The following is a 15,167-nucleotide window of genomic DNA, read 5'->3' on the forward strand; positions in this document are numbered from 1 at the left end:
TCACATCTCCAAGGAGGGCAGGATGTCGGTTGAAATCGAGGCATTGAGCGCGCCGGAAGCGACGAGGTCGCTGGCGGCCTTGAGGTCGTTTGCCATGTAGCGGTCTTCTTCGAGCGACGGCACGACGCTGCGGATCGCCGAGATGGCAAGGGTCAGCTCCGGGCTGGTCGTCAGCGGCGCACGCAGCTCGACGCCCTGGGCGGCGGTCAGCGCTTCGATGCCGATGATGGCGAAGAGATTGTCGGTCATTTGCAGCAGGCGGCGCGCGCCGTGGCAGGCCATGGACACATGGTCTTCCTGGTTGGCGGAGGTCGGCGTTGAATCGACCGAGGCCGGATGCGACATCTGCTTGTTTTCCGACATCAGCGCCGCCGAGGTCACTTCGGCAATCATCAGGCCGGAATTCAGGCCCGGCTTCTTCGCCAGGAAGGCCGGCAGGCCGTAGCTGAGCGCCGGGTCGACCAGCAGCGCGATGCGGCGTTGTGCGATCGCGCCGATTTCGCAGACGGCAATGGCAATCTGGTCAGCGGCGAAGGCAACCGGCTCGGCATGGAAGTTGCCGCCGGAAACAACGGAATTGTCCGACAGCACGAGCGGATTGTCGGTAACGGCATTGGCTTCGATTTCGAGCGTACGGCCGACGGACCGCAACAGATCGAGGCAAGCGCCATCCACCTGCGGCTGGCAGCGGATGCAATAGGGATCCTGCACGCGCTCGTCGCCTTCGATGTGGCTCTCGCGGATCACCGAGCCGGCCAGCAACCCGCGAAGGGCGGCGGCGGTATCGATCTGGCCCTTGTGGCCACGCAGCGTATGAATGTCGGGATGGAATGGCGCCGAGGAACCCATGGCCGCATCCGTGGACATGGCGCCGGTGATGAGAGCTGCCTGAGCGGCGCGATGGGCGCGGAAGAGGCCGGCAAGTGCAAGCGCAGTCGACACCTGGGTGCCGTTGATCAGCGCCAGCCCTTCTTTCGCAGCGAGCACGACCGGCTTCAGGCCAGCCTTCTCGAGTGCCGCAGCACCGGAGAGCTGCTCGCCCGCGTAGAAGGCTTCGCCGTGGCCCATCATGACCGCAGTCATATGTGCCAGCGGAGCAAGGTCGCCCGATGCGCCGACAGAACCCTTTTCCGGAATGACCGGAACGACGCCCTTGTCGAGCATGCCTTCGATCAGCCGCACCAGCTCCAGCCGCACGCCGGAGGCGCCACGGCCGAGCGAAATGAGTTTCAGCGACATGATCAAGCGAACGACGTTCTCGGGCAGCGGCTGGCCGACACCGCAGCAATGCGACAGGATGAGATTGCGCTGCAACGTCGCGACATCGGCGCTGTCGATCTTGATCGATGCCAGTTTGCCGAAGCCGGTGTTGATGCCGTAAACCGGCGCATTGCCGGCGGCGATCTCAGCGATACGGGCGGCGGCCTTGGCGATGCCGGCATCGAAGGAGGCATCAAGCTTAGCCGGCTCACCGCTCCAATAGATCGTCGCCAGCTGTTGCAGCGAGACGGAGCCCGGATGGAGAACGACAGTCATCGGTTGAACCTCTTTCCCTTGAAAACATGTGCATGGAGTGGATTGAAGCCGATGCGGTAGACCAGCTCCGCCAGGCTTTCGACATCCCAGATGGCAAAATCGGCCGACTTGCCGGCTTCGAGCGTACCGGTTTCGCCAAGAAGACCAAGGGCACGCGCGCCTTCGCGGGTGGCGCCGGCGATGCATTCCTCGACCGTGAGACGGAAAAGGGTGGCAGCCATGTTCATGGTCAAGAGCAGCGAGGTCAGCGGCGAAGTGCCGGGATTTGAGTCCGTGGCGATGGCGATCGAGACGCCCGCATCCCGCAAGGCCTGAACCGGCGGCTTCTGCTTTTCGTTGATGGCATAGAAAGCGCCGGGCAGGAGCACGGCAACCGTACCTGCGGCAGCCATCGCCTTGACGCCATCCTCATCGAGATATTCGACATGATCGGCCGAAAGCGCGCCGTAGGAGGCGGCCAGCTTGGCGCCGCCGAGATTGGAAAGCTGTTCGGCATGCAGCTTCACCGGAATGCCGTGCGACTTGGCGAGATCGAAGACACGGGCGATTTCCGCCGTCGAGAAGGCTATCCCTTCGCAGAAGCCGTCGACGGCATCGACAAGACCTTCGGCATGAGCCTGTTTCAATCCGGGCAACACGACATCGTCAATATAGTCGCCGTTGCGGCCTTTATACTCGGACGGCGTCGCATGCGCGCCGAGATAGGAGGTAACGACGCGGACGGGGCGGACTGTCTCCAGCTTGCGCGCGGCCCGCAGCATCTTCAATTCGGATTCGATGTTGAGGCCGTAGCCCGACTTCACCTCGATGGTGGTGACACCTTCGGACAACAGCGTGTCGAGACGCGGTAAGGCAACAGCAACAAGCTCGTCGACCGACAGCGCCCGCGTCGCCTTGACGGAGGAGACGATGCCGCCGCCGGCACGAGCAATCTCTTCGTAGCTCGCGCCCTCCAGCCGCATCTCGAATTCGCGGGCGCGATTACCGCCATAGACGATATGTGTGTGGCAATCGACGAGGCCGGGGGTCACCCAACGTCCTTCGAGATCGATGACTTCAGCGCCTGATGTATCGGGCAGATCGACTTCGCTACCGGCAAAGACGATCCGGTCGTCCCTGGTCAGGATCGCGCCGTTCTCGATCGTGCCGAGCCGGGCCTCGCCCTCTTTCAGGGTCGCCAGACGAGCATTGCGCCAGACACGGGTTGCGCCGTCGCTTGCCGTACCATCTTCGGAAAAATTGTTCCCACCCATCAGCTTTACGCCTTTCCTCACTGGCCCATAATGTATATACATATTAAAAAGGCTGACAAGAGGGATTTTGGACTCCAAGTTCAAAAGGAAAGGGTGACACCATGACGACACTTCATGCACGCTCGGCACTGCTTGGCGACGGATGGCACGAGAATGTACGGCTGACCCTCGAAGGCGGCCGGATTGCCGGCATTGCCGTTGATGTCACGCCCGAAGCTGGCGACGACAGGCAGGATATTCTGGTGCCGGCGGTGCCGAACCTGCACAGCCACGCTTTCCAGCGCGCCATGGCCGGCCTTGCCGAAGTTCGCGGCCCGGCCAATGACAGCTTCTGGAGCTGGCGCACCGTCATGTACAAGTTCGCGCTGTCGATGACCCCCGAGCATGTCGAGGCTGTGGCAGCCCAACTCTATATGGAAATGCTGGAGGCAGGCTTCTCCCGTGTCGGCGAATTCCATTACCTGCACCACGACAAGGATGGCAGCCCCTACGCCAATATCGCCGAACTGGCAGAGCGCATCGGCGCCGCCAGCGCCGAAACCGGCATCGCGCTGACGCTGCTCCCCGTCTTCTACGCCCATTCCGGCTTCGGAGGCACAGCCCCCATCGAAGGCCAGCGCCGCTTCATCAATTCCATCGAAAGCTTCGAAGCGCTGATATCAGGCTGCCGCACGGTGACGAGCCGCCTGCCCGGAGCCGAACTCGGCATCGCGCCGCATAGCCTGCGCGCCGTCACACCCGAGGAGCTGGCAAAACTGGTGCCGATCGCCGGCGACGGGCCGATCCATATCCATGTCGCCGAGCAGGTGAAGGAAGTCGAGGATTGCATCGCATGGTCGGGCGCCCGCCCCGTGCAGTGGCTGCTCGACAATGCCCCGGTCAATGACCGCTGGTGCCTGATCCACGCAACGCACATGACCGAAGACGAAACCCGGCGCATGGCGAAGAGCGGCGCGATCGCCGGCCTCTGCCCCATTACCGAAGCCAATCTCGGCGACGGCGCCTTTGCCGCCCCCCTCTTCCTGGAGGAAGGTGGCCGCTATGGCATCGGCTCGGATTCCAACATCCTGATCTCCGTTCCGGAAGAATTGCGGCAGCTGGAATATTCGCAGCGCCTCGCACTGCGCGCCCGCAACGTCATCGCCTCGTCAGGCGGCTCGACGGCGCGGAAACTGTTCGATGGCGCGCTGGCAGGCGGCGGCACGGCATTGAAAGCCCCGGCCGGACTTGCCGTCGGCAACCATGCGGACATTGTTTCGCTGGATGCCAGCGCAGTGCCTTATCTCTCCGGCGACCAGATCCTCGATCATTGGACATTCGCCGGCGGCGTCACTGTCGACGGCGTCTGGGTCCTGGGCAAGAAGCAGGTCGAGGCAGGTCGCCACATCAAGAGAGAGACAATCTCTGCGCGATTCCGGCAAGTGATGGCTGAACTCATCGGTTAAGAAACCGCTTTTCCTTCCATCGATTGATCCTTAAACAGTGTGCGCAAGTTCGATGTCTCACACGGAAATGATAGGCGGCATGGCCACGACTAAAGAGGCGACCCTGCATCAGCGTATCCTGAGCGATATCGAGAGCCAGATCGTCTCCGGCGCGTGGCCGCCGGGGCATCGCATTCCCTTTGAGCTCGCCTTGGCGGAGCAATATGACTGCTCGCGCATGACGGTGAACAAGGCGCTGACGCAGCTTGCCCGCGCCGGTCTCATCGAGCGTCGAAAGCGCTCGGGCAGTTTCGTTACCCATCCGCAGGCGCAATCGGCGGTGCTGGAAATCCACGACATCAAATCGGAAGTGCAGTCGCTCAATCTGCCTTATTCGCACAAGCTTGTGAAAATCTCCGAGCGGCGCGGTCGCGCTGAAGACGCGCGCCGGCTGCAGTTCGCCGGCTCGGTCCCGGTAATCGAGATCAACTGCATCCACTATGCCGGCCCGCGACCCTTCTGTCTGGAAAATCGCGTGATCAACCTCGATGCCGTGCCGGACGCGGCCAAGGCCGATTTCGCAGCCTTGCCGCCAGGCCCCTGGCTGCTCAATCAAGTGCCCTGGAGCACCGCCGAGCACCAGATCCGCGCCATCTCCGCCGAAGGCGACGAGGCCGCGAGCCTTGGTGTCGCCAAGGGCACGGCCTGCCTTGTGGTCGAACGGCGCACATGGAGTTCAAGTGGCCCGATAACCCATGTCCGGCTCACCTATCCGGGTGATCGTCACAGCCTTGTAGCGCGCTTCACCCCATCGAGCTGATCCACGCGCTTATTACGGCCGCTGTTGCGCGGGCTCCGTATGCATGGGGATGAGGCTGTCGGATTGACGCAACGGATGAGAGGGATCAACCAGCAGAATACTGAGCGCAATCAACACCAGTGCCAGAATCAGAATGATGCCGATCAGAAGTGGACGAATCGCGGTCATATCGGTTCTCCAATCTCCCCAGCCCAGCGCAATGGCGCGATAGGGATTTCGAGACAGCCGTCACAATGTAACGTCAAACCTTAAGCAAAGTTTGATGTTTTTGCATTTATTTCGGTTTTTCTCGATCACGTCTCGGGCACCATATCACCCTCATCTCACGCTTGTTTGAATGGCGAACGGCACAGCCGGCGCATAGGATCATCGCGTCGATAGCCAAGTCCCTCTGTCTGCGCAGGAAAATCCCGCTGACCGGCTCGGCATCGCATCCAACACGACCGGCACGCCACTCGGCCGACACTCAAGGGAGACCCCGCCCATGCATAGCAAACACCTGATCACGGGTGCGCTGACGCTCACCGTCGCAATGTTCGCCGCGCTGCAAAGCGTTGATGCAGCCGAGCGCGTCAAGGTGCGCGGCACCGTCGAGAGCCTCGATGGCGATACGCTCAAGGTCAAGTCCCGCGACGGCAGCGACGTGACGGTCGCGCTGAAATCCGGCTGGAACGTCAGCGGCGTCGTCCAGGCGGCGGTTGGCGATATCAAGCCGGGCGATTTCGTCGGCATCGCCTCGCAGCCGACCGATAGCGGCATCAACGGCGCCATAGAAGTCGTCATCTTCCCAGCCGCGATGAAAGGAACCGGAGAGGGTGACCGCCCCTGGGATTCGGCACCGAACAGCTCCATGACCAACGCGACCGTCGCCGACGCCGTGACATCGGTGAACGGCCCGACATTGACGCTCACCTACAAGGGCGGACAGCGCAAGATCAGCATTCCCAAAGGTACGCCCGTCGTAACGTTGGCAGCAGCCACGAAGGCCGACGTAAAACCCGGCGCCGGCGTCTTCATCACCGGCGAGCAGACCGACGCAACCACGGTCTCCGCCGAGCGCGTCGCCGTCGGCCTCAATGGTACCGTGCCGCCGATGTGATCGTTCAGCGCACCGACGCGCGGAAAGACCGGTTACCTTGAACTCGACCGCCAAAAGTAATACCTCTGTTTCAGAGATCATTACCGAGGCGAGCCATGAGTACGACCGTTACAGCAAAGGGACAGGTCACGATTCCCAAGGCAGTTCGCGACATGCTGGGAATCGGGCCTGGAAGCCATGTCGACTTTCGCCGGGCGGCTGACGGCAATATCGTCCTTGTACCTGTGGATGCGGGCGATCAGGTGAGCCGGTTTGCCAAGTTTCGCGGACATGCCGGTAAGGGCATGAGCACGGATGAAATCATGGCTTTGACACGCGGCGAAGGCTGACGTGATCCTCGTCGATTCCAATATCCTCCTGGATATCATCACCAATGATCCGGTGTGGTACGCTTGGTCGCTGGCGCAACTCGATGCCGCAAGCCTCCTCGGGCCACTCCGCATCAACGACGTCGTCTATGCCGAAATCTCGGTTCGCTACGACCGGATAGAAGATCTCGACGCCATGCTCGCCGAAACCGGCATCGATATCATGCCGATCCCCCGGGCAGCACTCTTCCTTGCCGCCAAGGTTTTCACCCAATATCGCAAATCGGGCGGGACACGCGGCGGCGTCCTGCCCGATTTCTTCATTGGCGCTCATGCTGCCGTCAACGGCTTTCCCCTACTGACCCGCGACACGAAGCGCTTCCAGACCTACTTCAAGTCCGTCACGCTCATCAGTCCACAGCCGGGCTGAGCGCGGAGCAGGAAACCCTACTCCGCAGCCTGCGCATGCGGGCGATGATCGATCGCATCGTCCTCGTCATCCTCTTCCGGCTTCGGCTGTTTCCAGGCGATGAGGCGGTAGAACATCGGGATGAAGAAGGTGGCGATGAAGGTCGCCGCCAGCATGCCGCCGATGACGCCGGTGCCGATGGCGTGGCGGCTGGCCGAACCCGCGCCGGTGCTGATGGCGAGCGGCAGAACACCGAGGATGAAGGCGAGCGAGGTCATCACGATCGGGCGGAAGCGCAGCGCGCCGCCTCGAGCGCCGCTTCGGCCGCACCCATGCCTTCCTTGCGTTTCAGCACCGCGAACTCGACGATCAGGATGGCGTTCTTTGCCGCCAGGCCAATCAGCGTCACCATGCCGATCTGGAAGTAGACGTCGTTGGTGAGCCCGCGCAGATAGGTGGCGAGCAGCGCGCCGAACAGCGCGAACGGGATCGCGGTGATGACGGCGAGCGGCAGACTCCACTTCTCATACTGTGCGGCAAGAATCAGGAACACCATGATGACACCGAAGATCATTGCCTGCGTGCCGGCGCCGCTTGTCTCCAACTCCTGATAGGCAGACCCAGTCCAGGCGATCTGGTATCCTTCCGGCAGGGTCTCGGTCGCTACCTGCTGCATGGCCTTGATCGCATCGCCTGACGTATAGCCAGGCGCCGGATTGCCGGTGATCTTGGCGGCATTGAAGGCATTGTAGCGTTCCAGCTGGTCCGGGCCGATGACACGCTCCACCTTGATGAGCGCATCGAGCGGGATCATCTTGCCGCTGTCGGAGCGCACGAAGACCTGACGCAGATCGTCGGGCGATTCGCGGAACGGCGCTTCCGACTGCAGGTTGACCTGATAGTTGCGGCCGTAGAGCGTGAAGTCGTTCACATAGAGGCTGCCGAAGGTCGCCTGCATCGCATCAAAGACCGAGTTGATCGGCACGCCGAGGGCCTTGGCCTTCTCGCGGTCGAGATCGGCGCGGAACTGCGGGACGTTGGTATCGAGCGTGGTGCGCACGGCCGCCAGCTCCGGCCGCTTGGAGGCCGCCGCGACAAGCTTCTGTGCCTGCTCGGAAAGCCCCGCGACGCCCTTGCCGCTGCGGTCCTGCACATAGACCTCGAAACCGCCCGTGGTCGACAGGCCCTGGATCGGCGGCGGGTTGAAGGCAAGTACCATGGCATCCTTGATGCCCATGTTTGCGCCAATCAGCGGCCCCGCGAGATTGCGGGCGTCGAGTTCCGGCGTCTTGCGCTCGCTCCAGTCCTTAAGCGTCACGAAGGCGACGCCGGCGCTGCTCTTCAGGCCGCCCGACAGCAGGTCGAAGCCAGAGACGGCAAAGACGTTCTCTACGCCGGGAAGCTTCTCGGTGTTCACAAGTGCCTCATCCATGACGGCTTGGGTGCGCGTCAGCGAGGCGGCCGGCGGCAGGATGGCGATCTGGAACAGCGAACCCTGATCTTCATCCGGCACCAGCGATCCCGGCAGCGTATAGAAGAGATAACCGGTCACGCCGAGCAGGCCGGCAACGAGCACGCAGCCGACGATGAAGCGCTTCAGGAAGAAGGCGACACCGGCGGCATAGCCCTCGGTCAAGCGCTCGAAAGCGCGGTTGAAGATGCGGAAGGGCAGGATCGGCTCGTGATGGCCGGGCTTCAGGATCAGTGCGCAAAGCGCCGGCGTCAGCGTCAGCGCCACGATGCCCGACAAGGTGACCGAGATCGCGATGGTGACGGCGAATTGCTTGTACATCTGGCCCGCCAGCCCGCCCATGAAGGAGACCGGAATGAACACGGCGCATAGCACCAGCACGATGGCGATGACAGGCCCCGTGACTTCGCCCATCGCCTTGATGGCTGCCTTTCTCGGCGACAGCTTCTCCGTCGACATCAGTCGCTCGACGTTTTCGAGCACGACGATGGCGTCGTCGACCACGATACCGATGGCCAGCACCAACCCGAACAGGGTCAAGAGATTGATCGAGAAGCCAAGCAGATACATGCCGGCAAATGTGCCGATGATCGAGATCGGCACCGCAATGACCGGGATCAGGGTCGCACGCCAGTTCTGCAGGAAGACGAAGACCACGATGATGACGAGGAGGATCGCTTCGATGAAGGTTTTGACCACCTCCTCGATCGACACCTGGATGAACTTCGTCGTGTCATAGGGGATCTGATAGGCGACCCCTTGCGGGAAGGACTTTTGCAGCTCGTCGAGGCGCGACTTCAGCGCCGCCATCGTATTCAAGGCATTGGCGCCCGGCTGCAGGTAGACGGCGATCGGCACGGCCGGCGTGCCGTTGAGGCTGCTCTGGATCGAATAGCTCTTGGTGCCAAGCTCGATGCGCGCGACATCCTTCAATCGTAGCGTCGCAGCATTGCTGGTCGAGCGCAGGATGATCTCGCCGAAGCCATCGACATCGGGCAGGCGGCCCTGTGTCGTCACCGTGTAGGTGAATGCCTGCGGATTGTTGCTGGGCTGATCGCCGAAGCGGCCGGCGGCAAACTGCGAATTCTGCTCCTGGATGGCGGTCGCGACATCGCTCGGCGTCAGATTATATTGCGCGAGCTTGTCCGGCCGCAGCCAGATGCGCATCGAATAATCGACATCGCCGAGCAGGTTGACATCGCCGATGCCGGGAATGCGCTTGAGATCGTCGATGACGTTCAAAAGCGCATAATTGCCGACATAGGTGCGGTCATAGCGGCTGTCGGTCGAGTACATCGCCACGAAGCCGAGGATCGAGGTCGAGCGCTTGGTGACGACGACGCCAAGGCGCGTCACGTCCTGCGGCAGGGTCGAGACCGCCCGCTGCACGCGGTTGTTGACGTTGATCGCAGCCTGGTCCGGATCCGTGCCGAGCGCGAAGGTCACGGTGATCTGCATCGCGCCGCTGTTGGAATTCGTCGACTGCATGTAGAGCATGTTTTCGACGCCGTTGATCTGCTGCTCCAGCGGAGCGGCAACGGTCTGCGCCACCGTTTCGGCGCTGGCGCCTGGATAGGTCGCGGTGACCACGACCTGCGGCGGCGTCAGCTCGGGATATTGTGCGATCGGCAGGATGCGGATGCAGACAGCGCCTGCAAGCAGGATGACGATCGAGATAACCGCCGCGAAAACGGGGCGGTCGATGAAGAATCTGTTGCCCAACATCAGTTTTGCGCCACCTTTTTCGCGTCTTTAGGCGCTGCATCCGCCGTCGCCTGTACCGGCGCGCCCGGGCGCACCTTGATGATGCCTTCGGTGATCAGCCTGTCGCCGGCCTTCAGGCCAGAGAGCACCAGCCAGCTATCGCCGAGCTTCTGGCCGAGCGTCACGGGATTGACGTGCGCCTTGCCTTCCTGGTCGATCGTGTAGACGAACTGGCCCTGTGGGCTCTGCATCAACGCGACTTCGGGGATGGTGATAGCATTGTCGAGCGAAACGCCCGTCACCCGCGCACGCACGAACTGGCCCGGCAGCAGCCGGCGATCGGGATTGTCGACGACGGCGCGCGCCTGCAGCGTGCCTGTCGACACGTCGATCGTCGAGGACGTGAAGTCGACAACGCCGTCATGATCATAGCTCGTGCCATCGCCGAAGGAGATCTTCACGCCGAGATTGGGCGCCTCGCCCTTGGCCTTCTTCATGTCGATGAGCTTGCGCACTTCGGCAGCTTCCGAATCCGAGAAGGAGAAATTGACATAGACCGGGTCGAGCTGGGTGATGCTGGTGAGCAGGCCGGTATCGCCCGTAGTGCCGATCAGGCTGCCCTCGGAGACCTGCTCCAGGCTGGTAATACCGCCGATCGGTGCCGTGACCTGGGTGTAATCGAGATTGAGCTGCGCCGTCTGAAGCTGCGCCTTGGCAGCGGCAACCGCCGCTTCCGCCAGCTCGCGCGTCGAAATGGCGTCGTCGCGCGCTTTTTGCGTGGCGGCATTTTGATCGAAGAGCGTGACGTTACGTTTTTCCTCGCGCTGCGCCTGGGTTAGCTGAGCCTGGCTTTGCTGCAATTGCGCCTGAGCCTGTGCCAGCGCCGCCTGGTAGGTTGCCGGATCGATCAGGAACAGCACATCGCCAGCCTTGACCTCGGCACCTTCGACAAAGTTCCTTTTCAACAGGATACCGCCGACCCGGGCCCGCACATCGACTTGCCTAAAGGCGGAGATGCGCGCAGCATATTCATAGGTGAGCGATACGGTTTGGGGCTTGACGTCGATTGCCGTCACCTGCGGCGGCGGCATTTGGCCCGCCTGCTGCGCGAGGGAGGGAAATGCGCTGAAAATAAGCAGTCCTGCTAGGACGAGACCGCTGCGCAGGAGGAGAGAATTATGCGTCGTCATGGGAAAATCACCGCGAGATTCGACATTTTTGTTGCGCTGCAATATACAAACATACATGAATGATTGTAAATATCAAATCGATGTGATTTTTTGCGTGATGCAGGGAACCGTGCATACAGCACAGACATTATCGCTTGAAATCAAATAGATAGAGTGCGGCGAAAAGACCCCTTTCGCCTCGAAGAAGCGTCTAGGAGGAGCATGCGCAGAACCAAGGAAGATGCAGCCAAGACCAGGGAAGAGGTCCTGACTGCTGCCGCCGACGTTTTCTATGAAAACGGCGTCAGCGGCTCGAGCCTCGAAAAGATCGCCCAGCGCGCCGGCGTAACGCGCGGAGCGATCTACTGGCATTTCAAGGATAAGGCCGAGGTCCTGACGGCGCTGCATAAGGAAATTCGCCTGCCGCAGGAAACCATCGTCGACTATGCGATCGAGCACGGCCATGACGATCCCCTTGGCCTGATCGAGCAGGGCACAGTCCAAGTTCTGCAGAATCTTGCCAGGGACGAACACCTGCAGCAGATCTTTGCCATTATGATCCTCGGCTGCGAATTCACCAAGCAACCTTCCGATGCCGCCCAGAGAATCGTTACTGCCAACCAGCAGATGTTCGGCAAGCTGGAACGACTGCTCGAGATGTCCGACCAACAGAACGCGCTGGCGCCGTTATGGACCCCGGATGCCGCCGCGCGTGCCATTCAATGTTCGATGAATGGTCTGCTTGCCGAATGGCTGCGAACGGGGAAATCCTTCCCGCTGGTCGATGTCGGCGAGAGGCTGATCCGCAGCCTTGTCGGATCGATGCGGCATGGCGGTGCCGGCAACTAGCTATCCGCGTGCCGCGCCGCCTCGGCCAATGAAATGTCCGACTTGATCTCCCGCGTCGACATCGACGTCACGGTATGCCGCACGCCGGGCAGCCTGTTGAGCTCCTGCCGCAGCAGCCGGTCGAGCGCCGCCATGTCGGTGGCCAGAATATGCAGGAGATAGTCGGCCTCACCCGTCGTCGCATGACAGCGCCAGATCAGCGGATGACGGCGCACGGCGGCTTCGAAGGCATCGAAACGCTCGACATCGATCGACACCTGCACGAAAGCCTCGAGGCCGAAGCCGAGCCGGGCCGGATCGAGCGCTGTCCTATACCCCCGGATCACGCCCGCTTCCTCCAGTGCTTTCACCCGCTTCCAGCACGGCGTCTTGCTGAGACCGACGAGATCGGCAAGCGCCGCAAAGGAGATACGCGCATCGGCCTCCAATGCGGCGATGATCTTGCGGTCGAGCGCGTCCAGCTCCATCGTTCTCTCCATGCCTCTATATGCGGCCTATCGTACTCTCATTTTGCCATTTTGAATGACAAATAGGAACAATGTTCGACCCGAAACTTCGTACTCTTCATGAAGAGCAAACATGCTTGGCGGCCGCGGGCCGGATGAAAAGGGAACGAAGATGCAAAAGGAAGACTACTACGCCCGCATCGAAGCGCCTGACATGCGCGACTACGGCGTTTATCTGCAATGCGACAAGCTGCTCGCCTGTCAGAAGCCGTTGAACGGCATGGTCAACGGCGACGAATTGCAATTCCAGATCGTTCATCAGGTGGAAGAGCTCTGGATGAAGCTCATCGCCTATACCTTGGTCGACGTCATCGGCTTCATGGAGGAGCGCAACACGCACCGCGTCGTCACCCTCATGGGCCGCGTGCATCGCCTCATGCGCATGATGACCACCCAGCTCGACCTCTTGGAAACAATGTCGCCAAGAGAGTACCAGGAAGTTCGCCTGCAACTCGGCAATGGCAGCGGCCAGGAATCGCCCGGCTTCAAATTCCTGCTGCGCATGCCGCCCGATCTCTGGCACGCCTTCAAGACGCATTATCTCGATGCCCCAGGCCTGACGATCGAAGATATCTATGACGGCAAATATGATCACGGCGACAGCTATGTGGTCGCCGAAGCGCTGGTGGAATATGACGAACTGTTCCAGAAATTCCGCGCCAACCACATCTACCTGATCCAGCGCTCCATCGGGCTCGGCTCGAAATCCCTGAAAGGACGGCCGGTCGAATTGCTGCAGGCCGGCACCCGCCACCGCTTCTTTCCCGATCTCTGGGATATCCGCGCCGAGATGACCGATCGCTGGGGCAGCCAATATGGTGTCGTCCGCGATTCCATTTCCAAGCACGACGCGGCCGAATAGGCGCCGACCGAAAACCATCCTCCGTCCCAGGTGTGGCGGAGGATGCCAATATCTGATGACAGACCTGCCAGACGCACCCTTGCGAAACAGGCAGTGACAAGCCGCGCGATGCGGCTTGCCTTTTTCGGGCACATCATCGCCGACGCATCACCCGCATATGCTTATCGCTGACCGTTCCGATGAGGTCGCCTCCCTCACCGCAATGCGCGAATCGACCGGTATCACCGCGTCCAGGATACAGCCGCGCCACCATCATCAGGAATGAGAACCTCACGAATCCAGGTGTTTCAGCCGTTAAAAATGCCAAAACCAAGAAGTATAGCATATTGCATAATTTTGATATCTAGCATATTTGTTTAGGCAGTTCACGATTCGACCCTCCCGGAGCCCGTATGACGCAGATTCAGGAAGCCGCCACGCGACAGCGCGCGTGGAAATTCGCCAGTGCAGATGAAGACGACCGCCCAAGCCTTCCTGAAGTCAATTCCACGGTAAAAGTGCCTCATGCCGGCAGTTGGATCCGGCGCCTGCTCGCCTTCGCCGGACCGGGCTACATGATCTCCGTCGGCTACATGGACCCCGGCAACTGGGCGACCGACCTCGCAGGTGGCGCGCAATTCGGCTACACGCTGCTTGCGGTCATCATGCTGTCGAACCTGATGGCGATCCTGCTGCAGGCGCTGTCCGCCCGGCTCGGCATCGTTACCGGCCGTGATCTCGCCCAGGCCTGCCGCGATCACTATCCGCGGCCCGTCAGCCTCGTTCTGTGGTTTGCCTGCGAACTCGCCATCATCGCCTGCGATCTCGCCGAAGTCATCGGCACGGCGATCGCTCTGCAGCTGCTGTTCGGTATTCCGCTGATCGGCGGCGCGCTGATCACGGCGCTCGACGCCTTCCTGGTGCTGCTTCTAATGAGCAAAGGCTTCCGCTATCTCGAAGCCTTTGTCATCGCACTGCTGATCGTCATCGCCACCTGCTTTGCCGTGCAGATCGCCGCCGCGGCACCGCCCGTTGCCGCAATCCTCGACGGTTTCATTCCGTCACCAGAGATCGTCACCAATCCCGCGATGCTCTACATCGCAATGGGCATCATCGGCGCGACCGTCATGCCGCATAATCTCTACCTGCATTCCTCGATCGTGCAGACCCGCGCCTATAAGCGCAACGACGAAGGCCGCCGCGACGCCATCAAATGGGCGACGCTCGACAGCACCATCGCGCTGATGCTGGCACTCTTCGTCAATACTGCGATCCTCATCGTCGCGGCCGCTGCTTTCCACGGCACCGGCCATGCCGATGTCGCCGAGATCGGCGATGCATATGAGCTATTGTCGCCCCTGCTCGGCCTCGGCATCGCCTCCACCCTGTTTGCGATCGCCTTGCTTGCCTCGGGCCTCAATTCGACTGTTACGGCGACGCTTGCCGGCCAGATTGTGATGGAAGGCTTCCTGCGCCTGCGGATTCCGCACTGGGCAAGGCGACTTTTGACCCGCGGCCTTGCAATTATTCCAGTTGTGTTCGTGACCGCCATTTATGGTGAAAAAGGTACTGCCAACCTGCTCGTGCTCAGCCAGGTCGTGCTGTCCATGCAGCTCCCCTTCGCGGTCATTCCGCTGGTCCAATTCGTCACAAATCGCGAGAAAATGGGCAGTTTCGTCGTATCCAGGGGCGTTGCCGTCCTCTCTTGGCTCGTCGCCGCCATCATCCTGGTGCTGAACTTCAAGCTGCTCTACGACACCATCTTCAGTTGACGAATC

13 protein-coding genes and 1 pseudogene are annotated in these 15,167 nt (G+C 61.2%); 8 read left to right on the plus strand and 6 right to left on the minus strand.

Annotated elements, in window-relative coordinates; all coding sequences use genetic code 11:
• Together hutH and hutI are read right to left on the minus strand one after the other, a co-directional pair.
• Nucleotides 1–1,536: a histidine ammonia-lyase gene (gene hutH, locus BSK43_RS02565; RefSeq protein WP_136686674.1), complete on the minus strand. Its 1,536-nt coding sequence runs from the start codon at nucleotides 1,534–1,536 to the stop codon at nucleotides 1–3.
• Nucleotides 1,533–2,789, minus strand: a complete 1,257-nt coding sequence (hutI, locus tag BSK43_RS02570) for an imidazolonepropionase (protein ID WP_077470806.1) — start codon at nucleotides 2,787–2,789, stop codon at nucleotides 1,533–1,535. Before hutI ends, hutH begins: the two co-directional genes overlap by 4 nt.
• Nucleotides 2,790–2,890: 101 nt before the next feature.
• Between hutI and BSK43_RS02575 the strand changes: the two genes are divergently transcribed.
• Together BSK43_RS02575 and hutC are read left to right on the plus strand one after the other, a co-directional pair.
• Entirely contained in the window at nucleotides 2,891–4,234 is a 1,344-nt protein-coding gene (locus tag BSK43_RS02575) for a formimidoylglutamate deiminase (protein WP_077470807.1), read from the plus strand.
• 79 nt (nucleotides 4,235–4,313) lie between these two features.
• A complete protein-coding gene (hutC, locus tag BSK43_RS02580; protein ID WP_077470808.1) occupies nucleotides 4,314–5,033 on the plus strand; it encodes a histidine utilization repressor in 720 nt (239 codons plus the stop codon).
• Nucleotides 5,034–5,045: 12 nt separating this feature from the next.
• Here the strand turns inward: hutC and BSK43_RS34995 are convergent, their stop codons facing one another.
• Nucleotides 5,046–5,201 carry a hypothetical protein gene (locus BSK43_RS34995; RefSeq protein WP_169055358.1) on the minus strand — a complete coding sequence of 52 codons (156 nt, stop codon included), beginning with the start codon at nucleotides 5,199–5,201 and terminating at the stop codon, nucleotides 5,046–5,048.
• A gap of 316 nt (nucleotides 5,202–5,517) precedes the next feature.
• Between BSK43_RS34995 and BSK43_RS02585 the strand changes: the two genes are divergently transcribed.
• The 3 genes from BSK43_RS02585 to BSK43_RS02595 all read left to right on the plus strand — a co-directional run bounded on the left by BSK43_RS02585 (nucleotide 5,518) and on the right by BSK43_RS02595 (nucleotide 6,870).
• Nucleotides 5,518–6,132, plus strand: coding sequence for a hypothetical protein (locus BSK43_RS02585; RefSeq protein ID WP_077470809.1), 615 nt, complete (start codon nucleotides 5,518–5,520; stop codon nucleotides 6,130–6,132).
• Nucleotides 6,133–6,227: 95 nt separating this feature from the next.
• Nucleotides 6,228–6,461, plus strand: a complete 234-nt coding sequence (locus tag BSK43_RS02590) for an AbrB/MazE/SpoVT family DNA-binding domain-containing protein (RefSeq protein ID WP_077470810.1) — start codon at nucleotides 6,228–6,230, stop codon at nucleotides 6,459–6,461.
• Between the two features lies 1 nt (nucleotide 6,462).
• The gene (locus BSK43_RS02595) at nucleotides 6,463–6,870 is read left to right on the plus strand and encodes a type II toxin-antitoxin system VapC family toxin (RefSeq protein WP_077470811.1); all 408 of its coding nucleotides are present in this window, start codon (nucleotides 6,463–6,465) and stop codon (nucleotides 6,868–6,870) included.
• A gap of 17 nt (nucleotides 6,871–6,887) precedes the next feature.
• Here the strand turns inward: BSK43_RS02595 and BSK43_RS02600 are convergent.
• Nucleotides 6,888–10,045, minus strand: a pseudogene (locus BSK43_RS02600) (efflux RND transporter permease subunit).
• Nucleotides 10,045–11,214, minus strand: a complete 1,170-nt coding sequence (locus BSK43_RS02605) for an efflux RND transporter periplasmic adaptor subunit (RefSeq protein WP_077470853.1) — start codon at nucleotides 11,212–11,214, stop codon at nucleotides 10,045–10,047. Before BSK43_RS02605 ends, BSK43_RS02600 begins: the two are co-directional and overlap by 1 nt.
• A 201-nt stretch (nucleotides 11,215–11,415) precedes the next feature.
• Here BSK43_RS02605 and BSK43_RS02610 point away from each other — a divergent pair, with 201 nt between their 5' ends.
• On the plus strand, nucleotides 11,416–12,042 hold the full coding sequence (locus BSK43_RS02610) for a TetR family transcriptional regulator (RefSeq protein WP_077470813.1): 627 nt from the start codon (nucleotides 11,416–11,418) through the stop codon (nucleotides 12,040–12,042).
• Here BSK43_RS02610 and BSK43_RS02615 read toward each other — a convergent pair.
• Nucleotides 12,039–12,509 carry an Lrp/AsnC family transcriptional regulator gene (locus BSK43_RS02615; RefSeq protein ID WP_077470814.1) on the minus strand — a complete coding sequence of 157 codons (471 nt, stop codon included), beginning with the start codon at nucleotides 12,507–12,509 and terminating at the stop codon, nucleotides 12,039–12,041. The genes BSK43_RS02610 and BSK43_RS02615 overlap by 4 nt on opposite strands.
• 151 nt (nucleotides 12,510–12,660) lie before the next feature.
• Between BSK43_RS02615 and BSK43_RS02620 the strand changes: the two genes are divergently transcribed.
• Nucleotides 12,661–13,410 (plus strand): tryptophan 2,3-dioxygenase family protein, encoded by a 750-nt coding sequence (locus tag BSK43_RS02620; RefSeq protein ID WP_077470854.1) that lies wholly within the window; start codon nucleotides 12,661–12,663, stop codon nucleotides 13,408–13,410.
• Nucleotides 13,411–13,802: 392 nt separating this feature from the next.
• Nucleotides 13,803–15,161, plus strand: coding sequence for an Nramp family divalent metal transporter (locus BSK43_RS02625; RefSeq protein WP_077470815.1), 1,359 nt, complete (start codon nucleotides 13,803–13,805; stop codon nucleotides 15,159–15,161).
• The last annotated feature ends 6 nt before the right edge of the window (nucleotides 15,162–15,167 follow it).

Source organism: Rhizobium sp. P44RR-XXIV, from assembly GCF_001999485.2.
Taxonomy (GTDB): Bacteria; Pseudomonadota; Alphaproteobacteria; order Rhizobiales; family Rhizobiaceae; genus Rhizobium.